This window comes from Neobacillus sp. plas4 (assembly GCF_057221695.1).
The window spans coordinates 169348-188734 of sequence record NZ_CM170152.1; the positions used below are offsets into that span (position 1 = coordinate 169348).

Genomic DNA, 19387 nt, shown 5'->3' on the forward strand with positions numbered 1-19387 from the left:
ATATCAAAGGTGCTCCTATTCACCTGATACTTTGGAGGATATCGTAATATGTCTTATGAAAAAGTATTACAGGCTAATAAGATTGTTATAGGAACGAAACAAACAGTAAAAGCACTAAAGGATGGAACAGCAAGTGAGTTAATCATAGCAACTGACGCCGATACGAAGGTTACAGCTGCTGTAGTAAAACTAGCTCAAGATGTGAATATCCCGATTATCTATGTTGACTCGATGAAAAAACTCGGGAAAGCATGTGGAATAGAAGTTGGTGCTTCAACTGTAGTAATTATCCGTTAAAAACTGTTTTTGTAGATAGATGGTCTGCAAAGACTTTGTTTTTGCACAAAAATGAACCACCTGGATGTGTGGACTTAGAAATAATGAAGGGAGGAAACAAAACATGCCTACTATTAATCAATTAGTGCGCAAGCCGCGTCAGGCAATGACTGAGAAATCAAAATCACCTGCGCTAAATAAAGGTTACAACAGCTTTAAGAAATCACAAACAAATGTAACTTCACCACAGAAAAGAGGAGTATGTACTCGTGTTGGTACAATGACTCCAAAGAAACCGAACTCAGCGTTACGTAAATATGCACGTGTACGTTTGACTAACGGTATCGAGGTGACTGCTTACATTCCTGGTATCGGCCACAACCTTCAAGAGCACAGTGTTGTTCTTATCCGTGGAGGACGTGTAAAAGACTTACCAGGGGTACGTTATCACATCGTACGTGGTGCACTAGATACGGCTGGCGTTAACAACCGTATGCAAAGTCGTTCAAAATATGGTACGAAGAGACCGAAAGCAGCTAAGAAGTAATTCAGATTAAATAGAAAGCTCGTTTGAAAGGAGGAAATTAAATGCCACGTAAAGGTCCTGTAGCAAAAAGAGACGTGTTACCAGATCCACTTTACAATTCTAAATTAGTTACTCGTCTAATCAATAAAATGATGGTTGACGGTAAAAGAGGTAAATCACAAGAAATTCTATATTCTGCATTTGAAACAATCCGTGAACGCTCTGGTAAAGAGCCGATGGAAGTTTTTGAAGCAGCAATGAAGAATATCATGCCAGTACTTGAGGTAAGAGCACGCCGTGTAGGTGGTGCGAACTACCAAGTACCAGTTGAGGTGCGCCCTGATCGCCGAACAACTCTTGGTCTTCGCTGGTTAGTAAACTATGCTCGTCTTCGCGGTGAAAAAACCATGGAAGAGCGTTTAGCGAATGAAATTATGGATGCTGCTAATAGCACTGGTGCATCTGTTAAGAAGCGTGAAGATACACACAAAATGGCTGAAGCAAACAAGGCGTTTGCTCACTATCGTTGGTAGAATTACATTAATCATAAAATCTTTCATACTAGGAAGGAGAAAGACCCAATGGCAAGAGAGTTCTCCTTAGAAAAAACACGTAATATCGGTATCATGGCTCATATTGATGCTGGTAAAACGACAACAACTGAGCGTATCCTTTACTATACTGGTAAAATCCACAAAATCGGTGAAACACACGAGGGTGGAGCACAGATGGACTGGATGGAGCAAGAGCAGGAACGCGGAATCACCATTACATCTGCAGCCACAACTGCACAATGGAAAGGACACCGCGTTAATATCATCGATACTCCAGGACACGTAGACTTCACAGTTGAAGTTGAACGTTCATTGCGTGTACTTGATGGTGCTGTTACTGTGCTTGATGCACAATCCGGAGTTGAACCACAAACTGAAACGGTTTGGCGTCAAGCTACAACATATGGCGTACCACGTATTGTTTTTGTTAATAAAATGGATAAAATCGGTGCGGATTTCTTATATTCAATTTCTACACTTCATGACCGTTTACAAGCAAATGCAGCAGCGATTCAATTACCAATCGGTGCAGAAGATCAGTTCAGAGGCATCATTGATTTAGTTGAAATGAACGCTACAATGTACAATAATGATCTTGGGACAGACATGGAAGAAATAGAAATTCCTGAAGAATTTAAGGCACAAGCCGAAGAATACCGTGAAAAGTTAATTGAAGCAGTAGCTGAATTAGACGAAGAATTAATGGAAAAGTATCTTGGTGGAGAAGAAATCACCAAAGAAGAGCTAAAAGCAGCAATTCGTAAAGGTACTATTAACGTTGAGTTCTATCCGGTATTGTGTGGAACTGCATTTAAAAACAAAGGTGTTCAAAAGATGCTTGATGCAGCAATTGACTATCTTCCGGCTCCAACAGATGTACCGGCAATCAAAGGTCATGCTGTTGATGATGAAGAAGAATTGATTGAACGTCATTCAAGTGATGAAGAGCCATTCTCAGCCCTTGCTTTTAAAGTAATGACTGATCCTTATGTTGGTAAATTAACGTTCTTCCGTGTTTATTCTGGTACTTTAGATTCTGGATCATATGTTCAGAACTCTACTAAAGGAAAGCGTGAACGTATTGGACGTATCCTGCAAATGCACGCAAACAGCCGTCAAGAAATCTCTAAGGTTTATGCTGGTGACATTGCTGCTGCTGTAGGACTAAAAGATACAACTACTGGTGACACTCTTTGTGACGAGAAAAATCTTGTTATCTTAGAGTCAATGAACTTCCCTGAACCAGTAATCCAGCTTTCTGTTGAACCAAAATCAAAAGCCGATCAAGACAAAATGACAACTGCACTACAAAAACTTCAAGAAGAAGATCCAACATTCCGCGCGCACACTGACGTGGAAACTGGACAAGTTATCATCGCTGGTATGGGTGAACTTCACCTTGATATTCTAGTAGACCGTATGCGTCGTGAGTTTAAAGTAGAGGCTAATGTTGGTGCACCTCAGGTTGCTTATCGTGAAACTTTCCGTGCTTCTGCACAAGTTGAAGGTAAATTTGCGCGTCAATCTGGTGGTCGTGGACAATACGGTCACGTTTGGATCGAATTCTCACCTAACGAAGAAGGAAAAGGATTTGAATTTGAAAACGGTATTGTCGGTGGTGTTGTTCCTCGTGAATACATTGCTCCAGTTCAAGCTGGACTTGAAGATGCTCTAAAACGTGGTGTTCTTGCTGGATATCCATTAGTTGATATTAAAGCAAGATTATTCGATGGATCTTACCATGATGTTGACTCCTCTGAAATGGCGTTTAAGATTGCTGCTTCAATGGCTCTTAAAAATGCTGCTTCTAAGTGTCAGCCTGTAATCCTTGAGCCTATGATGAGGGTTGAAGTAGTAATGCCTGAAGAATATCTAGGAGACATTATGGGTCAAATCACTGCACGCCGTGGTCGTGTAGAGGGCATGGAAGCACGTGGTAACGCACAAGTAGTTCGTGCTCAAGTTCCACTTTCAGAAATGTTCGGATATGCAACATCACTTCGTTCAAGCACACAAGGTCGTGGAGTATTCTCTATGCACTTTGATCACTATGAAGAAGTACCAAAATCAGTTGCTGAAGAAATTATCAAAAAAAATAAAGGTGAATAATTGATTTTCACCTTTTAATAAAGTATAACTACTTATGTAACCGTGGAAACTGTTAATTTGAGACCATCAATTTACAGTTTCCATAAAATATACTTAATTTTTTTATATTAAAGGAGGATTTTCCTAATGGGTAAAGCTAAATTCGACCGTTCAAAGCCACACGTAAATATTGGTACAATTGGTCACGTTGACCACGGTAAAACAACTTTAACTGCAGCTATCACTACTGTACTTGCAAAAGCAGGTGGCGGTGAAGCAAGAGGATATGACCAAATTGATAACGCTCCAGAAGAAAAAGAGCGTGGAATCACAATCTCTACTTCTCACGTAGAGTATGAAACTGCTAACCGTCACTATGCACACGTTGACTGCCCAGGACACGCTGACTATGTTAAAAACATGATCACTGGTGCTGCGCAAATGGACGGCGGTATCCTAGTAGTTTCTGCAGCTGACGGCCCAATGCCACAAACTCGTGAGCACATTCTTCTTTCTCGTCAAGTAGGTGTTCCTTACCTTGTTGTATTCATGAACAAGTGTGACATGGTTGATGACGAAGAACTTCTTGAATTAGTAGAAATGGAAATTCGTGATCTATTATCAGAATACGACTTCCCTGGCGATGACACTCCAGTTATCAAAGGTTCTGCTCTTAAAGCTTTAGAAGGCGATGCAGCATGGGAAGAAAAAGTTCTTGAGTTAATGGCAGCTGTTGATGAGTACATTCCAAACCCAACTCGTGACACTGACAAGCCTTTCATGATGCCAGTTGAGGACGTATTCTCAATCACTGGTCGTGGAACTGTTGCTACAGGACGTGTAGAGCGTGGTGTAGTTAAAGTTGGTGACGTAGTCGAAATCGTTGGTTTCACTGAAGAGCCAAAATCTACTACTGTAACTGGTGTAGAAATGTTCCGTAAGCTTCTTGATTTCGCTGAAGCTGGAGACAACATTGGTGCATTACTTCGTGGTGTAGCTCGTGATGACATCGAGCGTGGACAAGTTTTGGCTAAGCCAAAATCAATCACTCCACACACAAAGTTTAAAGCACAAGTTTACGTATTATCAAAAGAAGAAGGTGGACGTCACACTCCATTCTTCACAAACTATCGCCCACAATTCTATTTCCGTACTTCTGATATTACTGGTATTTGTAATCTTCCAGAAGGCGTAGAAATGGTTATGCCTGGCGACCACATCGAAATGACTGTTGAGCTTATCGCTCCAGTTGCGATCGAAGAAGGAACTAAGTTCTCAATTCGTGAAGGTGGACGTACTGTAGGTTCAGGTTCAATCACAACTATCACTGAGTAATCAGTAATATAAGAATCAGCTGGATGACGATCCAGCTGTTTTTTTATGCGAAAAACGAGTTTCTTCTATATATAAAGCTCGTTACATTTTCAAATAATAAAGCGTTATATTAGGTTATTTCTGGAGATTGATAATTTCTATTGAAAATGTCTATACTGGTCGTTATAATAATAAAAGTGTGCTGAACGTATTCAAAAAGAAATTGTAAAAAAAAGTTGCGTTAGCCTAATGTTTTATGTATAATAGACAATGTTGGTCTTTGACTGCGATGATGTGGAAGGTTGCTGACACACCCGGCCGCTTTGCCATGGCGAGTGTGTGGGAAATTTCCACTGAGAAATGTCTATTTTTAAAATAGGCGAATAAAGGAGGGAAAATAATGGCAAAACAAAAGATTCGTATTCGTTTAAAAGCTTATGATCACAGAATTCTTGATCAATCTGCAGAAAAGATCGTTGAAACAGCAAAACGTTCAGGTGCAGCAGTTTCTGGTCCGATTCCACTTCCAACTGAGAAGGCGATATACACGGTCCTTCGTGCGGTGCATAAGTATAAAGATTCTCGTGAACAGTTCGAAATGAGAACACATAAGCGTCTAATCGACATCGTTAACCCAACTCCACAAACAGTTGATGCGTTAATGCGTTTAGATTTACCATCTGGTGTTGATATCGAAATTAAACTTTAGTAAAAATAAATAAACAAATTCTCTAGGAGGTGTGACTTAAATGACCAAAGGAATCTTAGGAAGAAAGATTGGTATGACTCAAGTATTTGCAGAAAACGGCAACTTAATTCCGGTTACTGTTGTAGAGGCTGCTCAAAACGTAGTACTTCAAAAGAAAACAGTTGAAAGCGACGGTTACGAAGCTGTTCAAGTTGGATTTGAAGATAAGCGTGAGAAGTTATCGAACAAACCTGAAAAGGGCCACGTTAGCAAGGCGAATACTGCTCCTAAGCGCTTCGTTCGCGAATTCCGCGGAGTTGACGTAACAGGATATGAAGTTGGTCAAGAAGTCAAAGTTGATATTTTCGCTGCAGGCGATTTAGTAGATGTAACAGGAATCTCAAAGGGTAAAGGTTTCCAAGGCTCAATCAAGCGTCATGGACAATCTCGCGGCCCAATGGCACACGGTTCACGTTATCACCGTCGCCCTGGTTCAATGGGACCTGTTGCTCCAAACCGTGTATTCAAAGGTAAATTATTACCTGGACGTATGGGTGGGGAACAAATTACAGTTCAAAATCTTGAAATTGTAAAGGTTGATGTTGAACGTAACCTGATCTTAGTCAAAGGGAATGTTCCTGGACCTAGAAAAGCATTATTAAAAATCAAAAGTGCGGTTAAAGCGTAATATCTTCATATGAAAGGAGGGGCAAAAGAATGCCTAAAGTTTCACTATTTAACCAAAACGGTTCTCAAGTTGGTGAAATCGAACTTAACGAAACAGTATTTGGTATCGAGCCAAACCAACACGTACTATTCGAAGCGATTGTTATGCAAAGAGCTTCTTTACGTCAAGGTACTCATAAAACTAAAATTCGTTCTGAAGTGCGCGGCGGTGGACGTAAGCCATGGCGTCAAAAAGGAACTGGTCGTGCTCGTCAAGGGTCTATCCGTTCTCCACAATGGCGCGGAGGTGGTACAGTATTCGGACCAACACCACGCAGCTACAGCTATAAATTACCGAAAAAAGTACGTCGCTTAGCGATTAAATCTGCATTATCTTCTAAAGTATTAGAAGAAAATATCTTAGTGTTAGAAAGCCTAGCTTTCGATGCTCCGAAAACAAAAGATTTTAAAACAGTATTAGGTGGACTTTCTATCGAGAAGAAAGCACTTATTGTTACTGCTGACCTAGATGAGAATGTAGCACTATCTGCTCGTAATATTCCAGGTGTAACAGTTGTAACAGCTGATGGAATCAACGTACTAGACGTTGTAAATCATGATAAATTAATCATGACTAAAGCAGCGGTTGAAAAAGTAGAGGAGGTGCTTGCATAATGGATGCACGCGATATCATTAAGCGCCCCGTTATCACTGAACGTTCTACTGACCTAATGGCTGAAAAGAAATATACATTTGAAGTTGATGTGAGAGCTAACAAGACTCAAGTTAAAGACGCAGTTAAAGAAATTTTCGGCGTTGAAGTTGAGAAAGTTAACATCATGAACTATAAAGGTAAATTCAAGCGCATGGGTAAATTCGGTGGTTACACAAACAAACGCCGTAAAGCAATCGTAAAATTAACTGCTGACAGCAAAGAAATCGAATTCTTTGAAGCATAAGAACCTAACAAGAAGAGGAGGGAAATAAAATGGCGATTAAAAAGTACAAACCTACCTCTAATGGTCGTCGCGGTATGACAGTTTCTGATTTCGCTGAAATCACAACTAGCACACCAGAAAAGTCTCTATTAGCACCAGTCAAGAGAAAAGGCGGCCGTAATAACCAAGGTAAGTTAACTGTTCGTCATCAAGGTGGCGGCCATAAGCGTCAATATCGTTTAATTGACTTTAAACGTAACAAAGATGGCATTCCTGGACGCGTTGCCACTATCGAGTACGATCCAAACCGTTCTGCGAATATTGCACTAATTAACTATGTAGATGGTGAAAAGCGTTATATCCTAGCTCCTAAAAACCTAGTAGTAGGTATGGAAGTTATGTCAGGCCCAGAGGCTGATATTAAAGTAGGTAACGCATTACCATTAGTAAACATCCCTGTTGGTACTGTAGTACACAACATTGAGTTAAAACCAGGTAAGGGTGGCCAATTAGTACGTTCTGCTGGTACATCTGCACAGGTTTTAGGTAAAGAAGGAAAATACGTACTTGTACGTTTAAATTCTGGTGAGGTTCGTATGATCCTAGCTGAGTGCCGTGCTACAATCGGTCAAGTAGGAAATGAACAGCACGAACTTATCAATATTGGTAAAGCAGGTCGTTCTCGCTGGTTAGGCAAGCGCCCAACAGTTCGTGGATCTGTAATGAACCCTAACGATCACCCACACGGTGGTGGTGAAGGACGTTCACCAATCGGACGTAAATCACCTATGTCTCCATGGGGTAAACCAACTCTTGGATTCAAAACTCGTAAGAAAAAGAATAAATCCGACAAGTTTATCGTACGTCGTCGTAAAAAATAACGGGGTTGAACTACGGTTCAAAGAAAGAGCCGTAGACCAATCACGAAGGGAGGTTCATCCATGGGTCGCAGCCTTAAAAAAGGACCATTTGTTGATGATCATTTAATGGTTAAGATCGAAAAGTTAAATGAAACTGAAGGTAAGCAAGTTGTTAAAACTTGGTCACGTCGTTCTACGATCTTCCCACAATTTATCGGCCACACTATCGCTGTTTATGATGGTCGCAAACATGTGCCTGTATATGTTACTGAAGACATGGTAGGACACAAGCTTGGAGAATTCGCTCCAACTCGTGCTTACAAGGGTCATGGTAATGATGATAAGAAAACCAGACGTTAAGAGAGGAGGGCATCCAAATGCAAGCTAAAGCTGTTGCAAGAACAGTTCGTATTGCTCCTCGTAAAGCACGTTTAGTCGTAGATCTAATTCGAGGAAAGCAAGTTGGTGAAGCGGTGTCGATTTTAAATCACACTCCAAAGTTTGCTTCTCCAATCGTGGAAAAAGTATTAAAATCTGCTATGGCAAATGCCGAGCACAATTATGAAATGGACGTTAATAGCTTGGTAGTAACACAAGCTTTTGTAGACGAAGGACCAACGTTGAAACGTTTCCGTCCACGCGCAATGGGCCGTGCAAGCCAGATTAACAAACGCACTAGCCACATCACAATCGTTCTATCAGAAAAGAAGGAGGGATAATCTGTGGGTCAAAAAGTAAATCCAGTCGGTTTGCGTATCGGGATCATCAAAGATTGGGAATCTAAGTGGTACGCAGGTAAAGACTTCGCTGATCTTTTACACGAAGACCTAAAAATTCGTGAGTATATCACGAAGCGTTTGAAGGATGCTTCTGTATCTAAAGTTGAGATCGAACGTGCAGCTAACCGTGTGAATGTAACTGTTCATACTGCTAAGCCTGGAATGGTTATCGGTAAGGGCGGTACTGAAGTAGAAGCACTTCGTAAAGCTTTAAATCAATTAACTGGCAAACGAGTTCACATTAACATTCTTGAAATCAAGAGAGCAGATGTTGACGCGAAATTAGTTGCTGAAAATATTGCTCGTCAATTAGAAAATCGTGTATCTTTCCGTCGTGCACAAAAGCAAGCTATACAACGTGCTATGCGTGCAGGTGCAAAAGGTATTAAAACAATGGTATCAGGACGTCTTGGCGGTGCAGATATTGCTCGTTCAGAACACTATAGCGAAGGTACAGTTCCACTTCATACACTTCGTGCTGATATCGACTATGCTCATGCTGAAGCTGATACTACTTACGGTAAGCTTGGTGTAAAAGTATGGATCTATAAGGGAGAAGTCCTTCCTACTAAGAAGAAATCTGCGGAAGGAGGCAAATAATATGTTATTGCCAAAACGCGTAAAATATCGCCGTCAACACCGTGGAAAAATGCGTGGTAACGCAAAAGGTGGCACTGAAGTAACATTCGGTGAATTCGGCTTACAAGCTACTGAAGCTTCTTGGATCACAAACCGCCAAATTGAAGCTGCCCGTATTGCGATGACTCGTTACATGAAACGTGGCGGTAAAGTTTGGATTAAAATCTTCCCACATAAGCCTTATACTGCAAAACCTCTAGAGGTGCGGATGGGTTCTGGTAAAGGGGCACCTGAAGGATGGGTAGCTGTTGTTAAACCAGGGAAAATAATGTTTGAAATCGCGGGTGTTTCTGAAGAAATCGCACGTGAAGCACTACGTCTTGCTATGCACAAACTTCCTGTAAAATGTAAGTTTGTAAAACGTGAAGAAATTGGTGGTGAATCAAATGAGAGCTAATGAAATTAAAGACCTTACCACTGCCGAAATAGAACAAAAAGTTAAATCTTTAAAAGAAGAGCTTTTCAACCTTCGCTTCCAATTAGCGACTGGTCAACTTGAAAATACAGCTCGCATTCGTGAAGTGCGCAAAGCGATTGCTCGCATGAAAACTGTGATTCGCGAAAGAGAAATCAGCTTTAACAAGTAATAATTGAGAGGAGGTTCACATAATGAGTGAACGTAATCAACGCAAAGTTTACACTGGGCGCGTGGTTTCAGACAAAATGGATAAAACTATTACTGTTTTAGTCGAAACACACAAAAAGCATCCTCTTTACGGTAAACGCGTTAAGTACTCTAAAAAGTTTAAGGCTCATGATGAGCAAAACGAAGCAAAAATCGGCGATATCGTACGTATCATGGAAACTCGTCCGCTTTCAGCTACAAAACGCTTTCGTTTAGTTGAAGTAACAGAAAAAGCAGTTATTATTTAATTGTTCGGATTAAAGCTCTATTCCGAAGGGAGGTTACACACATGATTCAACAAGAATCACGTTTAAAAGTTGCTGATAACTCTGGTGCTCGTGAGGTACTTACCATTAAAGTTCTTGGTGGTTCTGGCCGTAAAACTGCGGGTATTGGTGATGTTATCGTTTGTACAGTAAAACAAGCAACACCTGGTGGCGTTGTTAAAAAAGGTGACGTTGTTAAAGCTGTTATCGTTCGTACGAAAAGCGGTGCTCGTCGACCTGATGGATCATACATTCGTTTCGATGAAAACGCATGTGTAATTATCAAGGATGATAAGAGCCCTCGAGGAACACGTATATTCGGACCAGTTGCTCGTGAACTTCGCGATAGCAATTTCATGAAAATCGTATCCTTGGCTCCAGAAGTACTATAATATAAATTAATTGCCTTTAAGGAGGTGCTTACGAATGCATGTTAAAAAAGGTGACAAAGTAAGAGTTATCTCCGGTAAGGATAAAGGCAAAACAGGAGTAATCCTAGCAGCCTATCCTAAAGATAGCCGTGTACTAGTAGATGGTATTAATATCGTGAAAAAACACGCGAAACCTTCTCAAGTGAATCCCCAAGGCGGAATTATGAGCTTTGAGGCACCAATTCATGTATCAAACGTTATGCCTATCGACCCTAAGTCTGGTAACCCAACTCGTGTAGGTTACACAACGGTTGATGGTAAAAAAGTACGCGTAGCAAAATCCGGTGAAGTTTTAGATAAATAATAGTTTAAATTAAGAAGGGAGGTACTATGAATGAACCGCCTAAAAGAAAAATTTGTTAAAGAAGTTACTCCTGCTCTAATGAGCAAGTTCAACTATAAATCTGTAATGCAAGTTCCTCAACTTGAAAAGATTGTTATTAACATGGGTGTAGGTGATGCAGTTGCAAACGCAAAAGCATTAGATATTGCTGTTGAAGAACTAGCTACTATCACAGGTCAAAAACCTGTTGTCACTCGTGCAAAAAAATCAATCGCTGGTTTCCGTCTTCGTGAAGGTATGCCAATCGGTGCTAAAGTTACACTTCGCGGTGAGCGCATGTATCAATTCTTGGATAAATTAGTTTCTGTTTCTTTACCTCGTGTACGTGACTTCCGTGGTATTTCTAAAAAATCATTCGATGGTCGCGGTAACTATACTTTGGGTGTTAAAGAACAATTAATCTTCCCTGAAATTGATTACGATAAAGTAAGCAAAGTTCGTGGTATGGATATCGTAATCGTAACGACTGCTAACACTGATGAAGAAGCACGTGAACTGTTAACACAATTTGGAATGCCATTCCAAAAGTAATCGCTAAATAAGGGAGGCGAAAACGTGGCTAAAAAGTCAATGATAGCGAAACAAAAGCGCACGCCTAAATTCGCGGTACAAGAGTACACTCGCTGTGAACGTTGCGGCCGTCCACACTCTGTATACCGTAAATTTAAGCTATGCCGTATTTGTTTCCGTGAATTAGCATACAAAGGACAAATTCCTGGTGTCAAAAAAGCTAGCTGGTAAACCCCAAGTCTGGGAAGGAGGTAAAAATAATGGTCATGACAGATCCGATTGCTGATATGCTTACTCGCATTCGTAATGCGAATATGGTGCGTCACGAAAAGTTAGAAGTACCTGCTTCTAATATCAAGAAACAAATCGCTGAAATCTTAAAGCGTGAAGGCTTCGTTCGTGATGTAGAATTTATCGAAGACAACAAACAAGGTATTATCCGTATCTTCTTAAAGTACGGTTCTAATAATGAACGTGTTATCACGGGTCTTAAGCGCATAAGCAAGCCTGGACTTCGTGTTTATGCAAAATCTAATGAGGTGCCACGTGTCCTTAATGGTCTAGGTATTGCATTAGTATCAACATCAACTGGTGTTATAACTGATAAAGAAGCTCGTGCTAAACAAGTTGGCGGAGAAGTATTAGCTTACGTTTGGTAATATAGTTTCTGAATGAATGGAGGTGCTACTTAAATGTCACGCGTAGGAAAAAAACCTATTGAAATACCTGCAGGAGTAACGGTTACATTAAATAATCATACCGTTACCGTTAAAGGACCAAAAGGAGAATTAACTCGCTCTTTTAATCCAGATATTGAAATCAAAATCGAAGAAAACATTATCACGATCTCTCGTCCATCTGACGTGAAAGAACACCGCGCATTGCACGGAACTACTCGTGCGGTAATCGCGAACATGGTCGAAGGTGTTTCCAAAGGTTTCGAAAGAAAATTAGAATTAATCGGGGTTGGTTACCGTGCTTCAAAGCAAGGTAGCAAACTTGTGTTAAACGTTGGATACTCTCATCCAGTTGAATTCGAACCTGAAGCTGGTCTTGAAATTGAAGTACCTGCGAATACAAAGATTACGATTAAAGGTACAGACAAAGAACGTGTTGGTGAATTAGCTGCCAATATTCGTCAAGTCCGTCCTCCAGAGCCGTATAAAGGCAAAGGAATTCGTTACGAAGGCGAATTTGTTCGTCGTAAAGAAGGTAAAACTGGTAAGTAATGCCGCATAGGTAAACGAAAGGAGTGACGTAAATGATTACGAAGCTTGACAAAAATGCTAGCCGCAAGAAAAGACATGCTCGTGTTCGTGCGAAACTTAGCGGTACTGCAGCTCGTCCACGTCTAAATGTGTTTCGTTCTAATAAGCATTTATATGCTCAATTAATCGATGACATGAGTGGAGTTACGTTAGCAAGTGCATCTACTATGGAAAAAGATATTAATCTTGAATCTACAAGCAATGTTGAAGCAGCTAAGTTGGTCGGAGAATTAGTCGCTAAACGTGCGGTAGAAAAAGGTATCACTGCAGTTGTTTTTGACCGTGGAGGATACCTTTATCATGGACGTATTCAGGCATTAGCTGATGCAGCCCGTGAAAACGGCTTACAATTTTAATAGACAAAGGAGGGACACATAAATGATACGTCGTATTGATCCAAACAAACTTGAACTTGAAGAACGCGTTGTAACGGTTAACCGTGTAGCGAAAGTTGTTAAGGGTGGTCGTCGTTTTCGTTTCACTGCTCTAGTAGTAGTTGGAGATAAAAACGGTCATGTTGGTTTCGGTACTGGTAAAGCTCAAGAAGTACCAGATGCGATTCGTAAAGCAATTGAAGATGCTAAGAAGAACTTAGTCGAAGTACCAATGGTTGGAACTACTGTTCCTCACCAAGTAATTGGACGATTTGGCGCTGGCGAAATTCTTCTAAAGCCTGCTTCTGAAGGTACAGGGGTTATTGCTGGTGGTCCAGTCCGTGCTGTTCTAGAATTAGGCGGGGTAGGAGATATCCTTTCTAAATCATTAGGAACAAACACTCCAATTAATATGGTACGTGCAACGATTGATGGTATTAAACAACTAAAACGTGCTGAAGACGTAGCCAAGTTACGTGGTAAATCAGTAGAAGAACTGCTAGGATAAGGAGGGAAATCAAATGGCAAACAAACTATTAATTACCCTCAATAAAAGCGTTATTGGTCGCCCTGGTGACCAAAAAGCGACAGTTACTGCTCTAGGTTTACGCAAATTGAATCAAACAGTTGAGCACCAGGATAATGCTGCTATCCGCGGTATGATTACGAAAGTTGCTCACCTTGTAACAGTTAAAGAACAATAATTGATTGTTTTCTTTCATAAGGAGGTGCCAATATGAAACTTCATGAATTAAAGCCTGCTGAGGGTTCTCGAAAAGAACGCAAACGTTTAGGACGTGGTATCGGTTCTGGTCAGGGAAAAACTGCTGGTAAAGGTCATAAAGGTCAAAACGCTCGTTCCGGCGGCGGTGTCCGTTTAGGTTTCGAGGGTGGTCAAACACCTTTATTCCGTCGTTTACCAAAACGTGGTTTTACAAATATCAATCGTAAAGAATTTGCAATTGTAAACCTTGATACTCTTAACCAGTTCGAAGAGGGTACAGAAGTTACTCCAGAACTTCTAATCGAATCTGGTATTGTTAAGAACGAAAAGGCGGGAATTAAAATTCTTGCAAAAGGGAACGTAGAGAAAAAACTTACTGTTAAAGCTCACAAATTCTCCTCTACCGCCAAAGAAGCAATTGAAGCTGTAGGTGGAACTACTGAGGTGATCTAATGTTCCAGACAATCTCCAATTTTATGCGCGTGGCTGAAATTAGAAGAAAGATCATTTTCACTCTTTTAATGTTAATCGTATTTCGACTTGGCAGTTTTATTCCTGTTCCGAATGTAAATGCTGAAATTTTGGCTGCACAAGATAAATTAAGTGTATTCGGGATATTAAATACCTTTGGTGGTGGAGCGTTGCAAAACTTCTCCATCCTTGCTATGGGTATTATGCCTTATATCACAGCTTCCATTATTATTCAGCTTTTACAAATGGATGTAGTTCCGAAATTTACGGAATGGTCAAAGCAAGGAGATGCTGGACGTCGAAAGTTAGCTCAGTTTACTCGTTATTTCACGATTGTACTTGGCTTTATTCAAGCCTTAGGTATGTCCTACGGTTTTAATAGTATGTCAAGCGGGCAATTGATTGAAAATCCCGGAATTGGTACTTATCTATTGATTGCAGTTGTTTTAACTGCTGGTACTGCCTTTTTAATGTGGTTAGGTGAGCAGATTACCGAAAAGGGTGTTGGAAATGGTATTTCCATCATTATCTTTGCCGGTATCGTTGCGAGTATCCCTAACACAGTTAATCAGATTTATGTACAGCAGTTTGAAAATGCTGGTGAGCAGTTATTCCTCCGTATCGTTACGGTTCTGTTAATTGTCTTGGCAGTAATTGCAATTGTTGTTGGTACTATTTTCATTCAACAAGCAATTAGAAAAATTCCAATTCAGTATGCAAAACAAAGAGCGATTAACGGTCGTAATGCTGGTGCACAACAATCCACTCATATGCCGTTAAAAGTGAATGCTGCTGGTGTTATCCCTGTAATCTTTGCAGTTTCCTTTATTGTAACCCCAAGAACCATTGCATCATTTTTTCCAACAAATGACGTAACACTTTGGATTACAAGAGTATTTGATTATTCCCATCCAATTGGGATGACGCTTTATGCTGCTTTGATTATCGCTTTCACGTATTTCTATGCATTTATTCAGGTTAATCCAGAACAAGCTGCAGAAAATCTACAAAAGCAAAGTGGTTATATTCCAGGTATTAGACCTGGCAGGAGTACACAGGAATACTTAACACGCGTACTATATCGTTTAACATTTGTAGGTGCCCTTTTCTTAACAGTAATTGCGATTCTTCCTATTATCTTCATTGAAATAGCGAATCTTCCGCAATCTGCTCAAATAGGGGGAACAAGTCTTTTGATCGTAGTGGGTGTTGCCCTAGATACGATGAAACAGCTTGAAGCACAACTTGTTAAACGTCATTATAAAGGATTTATCAAATAAGAAGGTTTTGGGGACTTTCGCTCCCTAAAACCCATAATTAGCACGAGGGGGAACACGTGTGAATTTAGTATTAATGGGGCTTCCGGGTGCTGGAAAAGGTACTCAGGCCGAGCAAATCGTCGAACAATACGGCATCCCTCATATCTCTACTGGAGATATGTTCCGTGCAGCGATGAAAGAAGGAACAGAGCTAGGGTTAGAAGCTAAGTCTTTCATGGACAAAGGTGAACTTGTTCCTGATGAAGTTACAATCGGCATTGTTCGTGAACGATTAAGTAAAGACGACTGTATAAATGGCTTTTTACTTGATGGCTTTCCTAGAACTGTACCTCAAGCAGAAGCATTGGAAAATCTATTATCTGACTTAGATAAAAAGATTGATTACGTAATTAATATTAATGTTGATAAAGAGATATTAATGGATCGTTTGACTGGCCGTCGAATCTGTAAAGAATGTGGTTCAACATACCATTTAGTTTTTAATCCTCCTGCAAATGAGGGCACTTGCGACAAATGTGGCGGAGAGCTCTATCAACGGGCAGATGATAATGCTGAAACTGTTCAAAATCGATTAGACGTCAATATCAAACAACAAGAACCATTGCTTACTTTTTATGAAACAAAAGGTTACCTGCGTTCAATTGATGGTCAGCAGGATATTAAACAAGTATTTGCTGATATCCAGCAGTTGGTCGGGGACTTACGTTAATGGCCATTAGTTTAAATGTACAATCGACTCTCGAACATCTCTTCATTAAGCTTCAAAAGTATGTAGATGTAAATGGCTTTTCTATTGTACTGAGTATGTAGGACCGAGAGTTGGGCAAGACTTACATGTGGAATTCGATATTTCAAACCATGTAATATTTACTTGCGGACAGATGACAAACATTATGTTACTATTATAAGGTTGCTATTGTTTTGTACGAGTGAAAAGAATTTGCCTTGCATTTTCAAAAAGAATAATTGAATTGAGAAGGGAGACGAATTAATGGCCAAAGATGATGTAATTGAAATTGAAGGTAAAGTAATTGAAACTTTGCCAAATGCAATGTTTAAGGTAGAATTAGAAAATGGTCATACCGTGCTAGCTCATGTTTCTGGTAAAATTCGAATGCACTTCATTCGCATCCTTCCGGGTGACAAAGTTACTGTCGAGCTTTCTCCATATGACTTAACACGCGGAAGAATAACTTACCGCTTTAAATAATTGCTTGCACTCCGTATTACTAAGGAGGTTAGGATAATGAAAGTAAGACCATCTGTTAAGCCGATCTGCGAAAAGTGCAAAGTTATCCGTAGACGCGGTAAAGTCATGGTTATCTGTGAAAACCCTAAACATAAACAAAAACAAGGTTAATCTTGAAGGAGGTGCGCTCATTTATGGCACGTATTGCTGGTGTAGATATTCCACGTGAAAAACGTGTAGTTATCTCTTTAACTTACATTTATGGTATTGGTAAAAATACTGCACAAAAAGTTCTAGCAGAAGCTGGTGTTTCTGAAGATACTCGAGTGCGTGATTTAACAGAAGACGAACTAAACAAAATCCGTGATATCATCGACAAATTAAAAGTTGAAGGTGACCTTCGCCGTGAAATTTCTCTTAACATTAAGCGTTTAATGGAGATTGGTTGCTACCGCGGATTACGTCATCGTCGTGGTTTACCGGTTCGTGGACAAAACACGAAAAACAACGCTCGTACACGCAAAGGTCCTCGTAAGACTGTTGCGAACAAGAAGAAGTAATCGGCAAAGGAGGTTATTTAAATGGCACGTAAAACAAATACACGTAAACGTCGTGTTAAAAAGAATATTGAATCAGGTATTGCCCATATCCGTTCAACATTTAACAATACAATTGTAACCATTACTGATGTACATGGTAATGCAATTTCTTGGTCTAGTGCAGGTGCGCTTGGATTTAGAGGTTCACGTAAATCAACTCCATTCGCTGCTCAAATGGCAGCTGAAACTGCAGCTAAGACATCGATTGAACACGGTATGAAGACTCTAGAAGTTACAGTTAAAGGACCTGGTGCAGGTCGTGAGGCTGCAATTCGTGCGTTACAAGCTGCTGGTCTTGAAGTAACAGCTATTAAAGACGTTACTCCAGTACCTCATAACGGATGCCGTCCACCAAAACGCCGTCGTGTTTAATTTTTCTGTATAGAATTTGTATCGCTGTCTATAATGGGATATGATACTAATTTTTCCGTTCTTACAGAAGATTTATTCCAGTTGTTGTGCACAAAACGGGAACGTATACATGGGGGAATTTCGATTAGATAATTTACTAATCGAGGTTTCGACGTTTTGAAGGAGGGTTATTTGATGATCGAAATAGAAAAACCAAAAATCGAAACGGTTGAGATCAACGATGATGCCAAGTACGGAAAGTTCGTCGTAGAACCACTTGAGCGTGGATATGGTACCACTTTGGGTAACTCCTTACGTCGTATCCTTTTATCTTCACTCCCAGGTGCCGCTGTTACATCGATTCAGGTCGATGGGGTACTTCATGAGTTCTCAACAATTGAAGGCGTCGTAGAGGATGTAACATCCATCATATTAAACATTAAAAAATTAGCTTTAAAAATCTATTCTGATGAAGAAAAAACTCTTGAAATTGATGTACAGGGTGAAGGTCCAGTAAAAGCAGCCAACATTACTCATGATAGTGATGTTGAAATCTTAAATCCTGATCTTCATATTGCTACCTTAGCTTCAAGTGGGCATCTTCGCATGCGTTTGACTGCTAAGCGTGGACGTGGTTATACTCCAGCTGAGCAAAATAAGCGTGAAGATCAACCAATTGGTGTGATTCCAATTGATTCTATTTTCACTCCTGTTTCACGTGTGTCTTATCAGATAGAAAATACTCGTGTGGGTCAGATGACAAACTATGATAAGCTAACGCTTGATGTTTGGACAGATGGAAGCACAGGGCCAAAAGAAGCAATTGCTCTTGGTTCAAAGATTTTAACTGAGCATTTAAATATATTCGTTGGTTTAACTGACGAAGCTCAAAATGCTGAAATTATGATCGAAAAAGAAGAGGATCAAAAAGAAAAAGTCCTTGAAATGACGATCGAAGAATTAGATTTATCCGTTCGTTCATATAACTGCTTAAAGCGTGCAGGAATCAATACTGTTCAGGAATTAGCTAATAAGACTGAAGAGGATATGATGAAAGTACGTAACTTAGGCCGCAAATCACTCGAAGAAGTGAAGGCGAAACTAGAAGAGCTTGGATTAGGCTTACGTAAGGATGACTAATTAAGTCAACTCCGACTAACTAACTAATCCGTTTAATGACTTCAACAAAGGAGGGAACCCTTCATGGCATACAGAAAGTTAGGACGCACAAGTTCACAGCGTAAAGCTATGCTTCGTGATTTAACTACAGACTTAATCATCAATGAGCGCATTGAAACTACAGAAACACGTGCAAAAGAAATTCGTGGTACTGTTGAGAAGATGATCACTTTAGGTAAACGTGGTGATTTACACGCTCGCCGTCAAGCTGCTTCTTACGTTCGTAATGAAGTTGCTGATGTTGAAAAAGGTACTGATGCATTACAAAAACTTTTCACTGATATCGCTCCTCGTTATCAAGAGCGCCAAGGTGGATACACTCGTATTATGAAACTTGGACCACGTCGCGGCGATGGTGCACCAATGGTAATTATCGAGTTAGTTTAATACTTGGAAGCAGACAACAAGGGCGCTGGACAGTTTAGTTACAAACTTGTTCTTGAGCCCTT

The 19387-nt window shown here is 40.2% G+C and carries 34 protein-coding genes; all 34 read left to right on the forward strand.

Translation table 11 applies throughout. The features are described 5' to 3' along the window. Nucleotides 1–48 precede the first annotated feature (48 nt). The 34 genes from AC2TFD_RS00810 to rplQ all read left to right on the forward strand — a co-directional run bounded on the left by AC2TFD_RS00810 (nucleotide 49) and on the right by rplQ (nucleotide 19325). The gene (locus AC2TFD_RS00810) at nucleotides 49–297 is read left to right on the forward strand and encodes a 50S ribosomal protein L7ae-like protein (protein ID WP_335513297.1); all 249 of its coding nucleotides are present in this window, start codon (nucleotides 49–51) and stop codon (nucleotides 295–297) included. A 103-nt stretch (nucleotides 298–400) separates the two neighbouring features. Then, the gene (rpsL, locus tag AC2TFD_RS00815; protein ID WP_335513385.1) at nucleotides 401–823 is read left to right on the forward strand and encodes a 30S ribosomal protein S12; all 423 of its coding nucleotides are present in this window, start codon (nucleotides 401–403) and stop codon (nucleotides 821–823) included. 41 nt (nucleotides 824–864) lie between these two features. Beyond that, nucleotides 865–1335, forward strand: coding sequence for a 30S ribosomal protein S7 (gene rpsG, locus AC2TFD_RS00820; protein WP_335513299.1), 471 nt, complete (start codon nucleotides 865–867; stop codon nucleotides 1333–1335). Nucleotides 1336–1383: 48 nt separating this feature from the next. Then, nucleotides 1384–3465 carry an elongation factor G gene (gene fusA / locus AC2TFD_RS00825; protein WP_335513301.1) on the forward strand — a complete coding sequence of 694 codons (2082 nt, stop codon included), beginning with the start codon at nucleotides 1384–1386 and terminating at the stop codon, nucleotides 3463–3465. Between the two features lie 126 nt (nucleotides 3466–3591). After that, a complete protein-coding gene (tuf, locus tag AC2TFD_RS00830; protein ID WP_335513303.1) occupies nucleotides 3592–4779 on the forward strand; it encodes an elongation factor Tu in 1188 nt (395 codons plus the stop codon). A gap of 379 nt (nucleotides 4780–5158) precedes the next feature. Beyond that, entirely contained in the window at nucleotides 5159–5467 is a 309-nt protein-coding gene (gene rpsJ, locus AC2TFD_RS00835) for a 30S ribosomal protein S10 (RefSeq protein ID WP_335513305.1), read from the forward strand. A gap of 40 nt (nucleotides 5468–5507) precedes the next feature. Further along, nucleotides 5508–6134, forward strand: coding sequence for a 50S ribosomal protein L3 (gene rplC / locus AC2TFD_RS00840; RefSeq protein WP_335513307.1), 627 nt, complete (start codon nucleotides 5508–5510; stop codon nucleotides 6132–6134). Between the two features lie 29 nt (nucleotides 6135–6163). Next, nucleotides 6164–6787 carry a 50S ribosomal protein L4 gene (gene rplD, locus AC2TFD_RS00845; RefSeq protein ID WP_335513309.1) on the forward strand — a complete coding sequence of 208 codons (624 nt, stop codon included), beginning with the start codon at nucleotides 6164–6166 and terminating at the stop codon, nucleotides 6785–6787. After that, entirely contained in the window at nucleotides 6787–7071 is a 285-nt protein-coding gene (gene rplW, locus AC2TFD_RS00850) for a 50S ribosomal protein L23 (RefSeq protein WP_040203238.1), read from the forward strand. Before rplD ends, rplW begins: the two co-directional genes overlap by 1 nt. Before the next feature lie 29 nt (nucleotides 7072–7100). Beyond that, entirely contained in the window at nucleotides 7101–7931 is an 831-nt protein-coding gene (rplB, locus tag AC2TFD_RS00855) for a 50S ribosomal protein L2 (RefSeq protein WP_335513312.1), read from the forward strand. 60 nt (nucleotides 7932–7991) lie between these two features. Next, complete coding sequence (gene rpsS / locus AC2TFD_RS00860; RefSeq protein WP_026574091.1) at nucleotides 7992–8270, forward strand: 30S ribosomal protein S19; 279 nt, start codon at nucleotides 7992–7994, stop codon at nucleotides 8268–8270. Between the two features lie 17 nt (nucleotides 8271–8287). Further along, nucleotides 8288–8629 (forward strand): 50S ribosomal protein L22, encoded by a 342-nt coding sequence (gene rplV, locus AC2TFD_RS00865; RefSeq protein ID WP_034676086.1) that lies wholly within the window; start codon nucleotides 8288–8290, stop codon nucleotides 8627–8629. 3 nt (nucleotides 8630–8632) lie between these two features. Continuing rightward, on the forward strand, nucleotides 8633–9289 hold the full coding sequence (gene rpsC, locus AC2TFD_RS00870; RefSeq protein ID WP_335513316.1) for a 30S ribosomal protein S3: 657 nt from the start codon (nucleotides 8633–8635) through the stop codon (nucleotides 9287–9289). Nucleotide 9290: 1 nt separating this feature from the next. Then, nucleotides 9291–9725, forward strand: a complete 435-nt coding sequence (gene rplP, locus AC2TFD_RS00875; RefSeq protein ID WP_335513318.1) for a 50S ribosomal protein L16 — start codon at nucleotides 9291–9293, stop codon at nucleotides 9723–9725. Then, nucleotides 9715–9915, forward strand: a complete 201-nt coding sequence (gene rpmC, locus AC2TFD_RS00880) for a 50S ribosomal protein L29 (RefSeq protein ID WP_132096513.1) — start codon at nucleotides 9715–9717, stop codon at nucleotides 9913–9915. The genes rplP and rpmC overlap by 11 nt, the downstream gene beginning before the upstream one ends. A gap of 22 nt (nucleotides 9916–9937) precedes the next feature. Beyond that, the gene (gene rpsQ / locus AC2TFD_RS00885) at nucleotides 9938–10201 is read left to right on the forward strand and encodes a 30S ribosomal protein S17 (protein ID WP_090767638.1); all 264 of its coding nucleotides are present in this window, start codon (nucleotides 9938–9940) and stop codon (nucleotides 10199–10201) included. A gap of 41 nt (nucleotides 10202–10242) precedes the next feature. Beyond that, nucleotides 10243–10611, forward strand: coding sequence for a 50S ribosomal protein L14 (rplN, locus tag AC2TFD_RS00890; protein WP_335415953.1), 369 nt, complete (start codon nucleotides 10243–10245; stop codon nucleotides 10609–10611). A 34-nt stretch (nucleotides 10612–10645) separates the two neighbouring features. After that, the gene (rplX, locus tag AC2TFD_RS00895) at nucleotides 10646–10954 is read left to right on the forward strand and encodes a 50S ribosomal protein L24 (RefSeq protein WP_484674788.1); all 309 of its coding nucleotides are present in this window, start codon (nucleotides 10646–10648) and stop codon (nucleotides 10952–10954) included. A 30-nt stretch (nucleotides 10955–10984) separates the two neighbouring features. Next, nucleotides 10985–11524, forward strand: a complete 540-nt coding sequence (gene rplE / locus AC2TFD_RS00900; RefSeq protein WP_335513322.1) for a 50S ribosomal protein L5 — start codon at nucleotides 10985–10987, stop codon at nucleotides 11522–11524. 24 nt (nucleotides 11525–11548) lie between these two features. Then, nucleotides 11549–11734 carry a 30S ribosomal protein S14 gene (gene rpsN / locus AC2TFD_RS00905; RefSeq protein WP_090767650.1) on the forward strand — a complete coding sequence of 62 codons (186 nt, stop codon included), beginning with the start codon at nucleotides 11549–11551 and terminating at the stop codon, nucleotides 11732–11734. Nucleotides 11735–11763: 29 nt separating this feature from the next. After that, a complete protein-coding gene (gene rpsH, locus AC2TFD_RS00910; RefSeq protein WP_335513325.1) occupies nucleotides 11764–12162 on the forward strand; it encodes a 30S ribosomal protein S8 in 399 nt (132 codons plus the stop codon). Nucleotides 12163–12195: 33 nt separating this feature from the next. Further along, nucleotides 12196–12732, forward strand: coding sequence for a 50S ribosomal protein L6 (gene rplF, locus AC2TFD_RS00915; RefSeq protein WP_335513327.1), 537 nt, complete (start codon nucleotides 12196–12198; stop codon nucleotides 12730–12732). Between the two features lie 32 nt (nucleotides 12733–12764). Beyond that, a complete protein-coding gene (gene rplR / locus AC2TFD_RS00920) occupies nucleotides 12765–13127 on the forward strand; it encodes a 50S ribosomal protein L18 (RefSeq protein ID WP_335513329.1) in 363 nt (120 codons plus the stop codon). A 25-nt stretch (nucleotides 13128–13152) separates the two neighbouring features. Beyond that, nucleotides 13153–13653, forward strand: a complete 501-nt coding sequence (rpsE, locus tag AC2TFD_RS00925) for a 30S ribosomal protein S5 (RefSeq protein WP_132096580.1) — start codon at nucleotides 13153–13155, stop codon at nucleotides 13651–13653. Between the two features lie 13 nt (nucleotides 13654–13666). Further along, on the forward strand, nucleotides 13667–13849 hold the full coding sequence (gene rpmD, locus AC2TFD_RS00930) for a 50S ribosomal protein L30 (RefSeq protein ID WP_132096527.1): 183 nt from the start codon (nucleotides 13667–13669) through the stop codon (nucleotides 13847–13849). Between the two features lie 32 nt (nucleotides 13850–13881). Then, nucleotides 13882–14322, forward strand: coding sequence for a 50S ribosomal protein L15 (gene rplO, locus AC2TFD_RS00935; RefSeq protein WP_335513332.1), 441 nt, complete (start codon nucleotides 13882–13884; stop codon nucleotides 14320–14322). After that, complete coding sequence (gene secY, locus AC2TFD_RS00940) at nucleotides 14322–15620, forward strand: preprotein translocase subunit SecY (protein ID WP_335513335.1); 1299 nt, start codon at nucleotides 14322–14324, stop codon at nucleotides 15618–15620. Before rplO ends, secY begins: the two co-directional genes overlap by 1 nt. A gap of 58 nt (nucleotides 15621–15678) precedes the next feature. Next, nucleotides 15679–16329: an adenylate kinase gene (locus AC2TFD_RS00945; protein WP_335513337.1), complete on the forward strand. Its 651-nt coding sequence runs from the start codon at nucleotides 15679–15681 to the stop codon at nucleotides 16327–16329. Nucleotides 16330–16611: 282 nt separating this feature from the next. Next, nucleotides 16612–16830 (forward strand): translation initiation factor IF-1, encoded by a 219-nt coding sequence (gene infA, locus AC2TFD_RS00950; protein ID WP_007085268.1) that lies wholly within the window; start codon nucleotides 16612–16614, stop codon nucleotides 16828–16830. Nucleotides 16831–16866: 36 nt separating this feature from the next. Continuing rightward, nucleotides 16867–16980 (forward strand): 50S ribosomal protein L36, encoded by a 114-nt coding sequence (gene rpmJ / locus AC2TFD_RS00955; protein ID WP_000868344.1) that lies wholly within the window; start codon nucleotides 16867–16869, stop codon nucleotides 16978–16980. Nucleotides 16981–17003: 23 nt separating this feature from the next. After that, nucleotides 17004–17369, forward strand: coding sequence for a 30S ribosomal protein S13 (gene rpsM, locus AC2TFD_RS00960; RefSeq protein ID WP_026565543.1), 366 nt, complete (start codon nucleotides 17004–17006; stop codon nucleotides 17367–17369). 21 nt (nucleotides 17370–17390) lie between these two features. Continuing rightward, entirely contained in the window at nucleotides 17391–17780 is a 390-nt protein-coding gene (gene rpsK / locus AC2TFD_RS00965) for a 30S ribosomal protein S11 (protein ID WP_024027886.1), read from the forward strand. Nucleotides 17781–17954: 174 nt separating this feature from the next. Next, nucleotides 17955–18899, forward strand: coding sequence for a DNA-directed RNA polymerase subunit alpha (locus AC2TFD_RS00970; RefSeq protein ID WP_034676137.1), 945 nt, complete (start codon nucleotides 17955–17957; stop codon nucleotides 18897–18899). Between the two features lie 63 nt (nucleotides 18900–18962). After that, nucleotides 18963–19325, forward strand: coding sequence for a 50S ribosomal protein L17 (gene rplQ / locus AC2TFD_RS00975; RefSeq protein WP_335513339.1), 363 nt, complete (start codon nucleotides 18963–18965; stop codon nucleotides 19323–19325). The last annotated feature ends 62 nt before the right edge of the window (nucleotides 19326–19387 follow it).

What these genes read in the sequence shown, in the direction of transcription:
- rpsJ (WP_335513305.1), top strand. Translation starts at nt 5,159, where the DNA reads ATGGCAAAACAAAAGATTCGTATTCGTTTAAAAGCTTATGATCACAGA.
- tuf (WP_335513303.1), top strand. Translation starts at nt 3,592, where the DNA reads ATGGGTAAAGCTAAATTCGACCGTTCAAAGCCACACGTAAATATTGGT.
- infA (WP_007085268.1), top strand. Translation starts at nt 16,612, where the DNA reads ATGGCCAAAGATGATGTAATTGAAATTGAAGGTAAAGTAATTGAAACT.
- rplO (WP_335513332.1), top strand. Translation starts at nt 13,882, where the DNA reads ATGAAACTTCATGAATTAAAGCCTGCTGAGGGTTCTCGAAAAGAACGC.
- rplV (WP_034676086.1), top strand. Translation starts at nt 8,288, where the DNA reads ATGCAAGCTAAAGCTGTTGCAAGAACAGTTCGTATTGCTCCTCGTAAA.
- rpsL (WP_335513385.1), top strand. Translation starts at nt 401, where the DNA reads ATGCCTACTATTAATCAATTAGTGCGCAAGCCGCGTCAGGCAATGACT.
- rplP (WP_335513318.1), top strand. Translation starts at nt 9,291, where the DNA reads ATGTTATTGCCAAAACGCGTAAAATATCGCCGTCAACACCGTGGAAAA.
- secY (WP_335513335.1), top strand. Translation starts at nt 14,322, where the DNA reads ATGTTCCAGACAATCTCCAATTTTATGCGCGTGGCTGAAATTAGAAGA.
- rplB (WP_335513312.1), top strand. Translation starts at nt 7,101, where the DNA reads ATGGCGATTAAAAAGTACAAACCTACCTCTAATGGTCGTCGCGGTATG.
- rplF (WP_335513327.1), top strand. Translation starts at nt 12,196, where the DNA reads ATGTCACGCGTAGGAAAAAAACCTATTGAAATACCTGCAGGAGTAACG.
- AC2TFD_RS00970 (WP_034676137.1), top strand. Translation starts at nt 17,955, where the DNA reads ATGATCGAAATAGAAAAACCAAAAATCGAAACGGTTGAGATCAACGAT.
- rpsK (WP_024027886.1), top strand. Translation starts at nt 17,391, where the DNA reads ATGGCACGTAAAACAAATACACGTAAACGTCGTGTTAAAAAGAATATT.
- rpsQ (WP_090767638.1), top strand. Translation starts at nt 9,938, where the DNA reads ATGAGTGAACGTAATCAACGCAAAGTTTACACTGGGCGCGTGGTTTCA.
- rplD (WP_335513309.1), top strand. Translation starts at nt 6,164, where the DNA reads ATGCCTAAAGTTTCACTATTTAACCAAAACGGTTCTCAAGTTGGTGAA.
- rpmJ (WP_000868344.1), top strand. Translation starts at nt 16,867, where the DNA reads ATGAAAGTAAGACCATCTGTTAAGCCGATCTGCGAAAAGTGCAAAGTT.
- rplC (WP_335513307.1), top strand. Translation starts at nt 5,508, where the DNA reads ATGACCAAAGGAATCTTAGGAAGAAAGATTGGTATGACTCAAGTATTT.
- rplN (WP_335415953.1), top strand. Translation starts at nt 10,243, where the DNA reads ATGATTCAACAAGAATCACGTTTAAAAGTTGCTGATAACTCTGGTGCT.
- rplE (WP_335513322.1), top strand. Translation starts at nt 10,985, where the DNA reads ATGAACCGCCTAAAAGAAAAATTTGTTAAAGAAGTTACTCCTGCTCTA.
- fusA (WP_335513301.1), top strand. Translation starts at nt 1,384, where the DNA reads ATGGCAAGAGAGTTCTCCTTAGAAAAAACACGTAATATCGGTATCATG.
- rpsG (WP_335513299.1), top strand. Translation starts at nt 865, where the DNA reads ATGCCACGTAAAGGTCCTGTAGCAAAAAGAGACGTGTTACCAGATCCA.
- rplX (WP_484674788.1), top strand. Translation starts at nt 10,646, where the DNA reads ATGCATGTTAAAAAAGGTGACAAAGTAAGAGTTATCTCCGGTAAGGAT.
- rpsS (WP_026574091.1), top strand. Translation starts at nt 7,992, where the DNA reads ATGGGTCGCAGCCTTAAAAAAGGACCATTTGTTGATGATCATTTAATG.
- rpmD (WP_132096527.1), top strand. Translation starts at nt 13,667, where the DNA reads ATGGCAAACAAACTATTAATTACCCTCAATAAAAGCGTTATTGGTCGC.
- rplR (WP_335513329.1), top strand. Translation starts at nt 12,765, where the DNA reads ATGATTACGAAGCTTGACAAAAATGCTAGCCGCAAGAAAAGACATGCT.
- rplQ (WP_335513339.1), top strand. Translation starts at nt 18,963, where the DNA reads ATGGCATACAGAAAGTTAGGACGCACAAGTTCACAGCGTAAAGCTATG.
- rpsH (WP_335513325.1), top strand. Translation starts at nt 11,764, where the DNA reads ATGGTCATGACAGATCCGATTGCTGATATGCTTACTCGCATTCGTAAT.
- AC2TFD_RS00810 (WP_335513297.1), top strand. Translation starts at nt 49, where the DNA reads ATGTCTTATGAAAAAGTATTACAGGCTAATAAGATTGTTATAGGAACG.
- rplW (WP_040203238.1), top strand. Translation starts at nt 6,787, where the DNA reads ATGGATGCACGCGATATCATTAAGCGCCCCGTTATCACTGAACGTTCT.
- rpsM (WP_026565543.1), top strand. Translation starts at nt 17,004, where the DNA reads ATGGCACGTATTGCTGGTGTAGATATTCCACGTGAAAAACGTGTAGTT.
- rpmC (WP_132096513.1), top strand. Translation starts at nt 9,715, where the DNA reads ATGAGAGCTAATGAAATTAAAGACCTTACCACTGCCGAAATAGAACAA.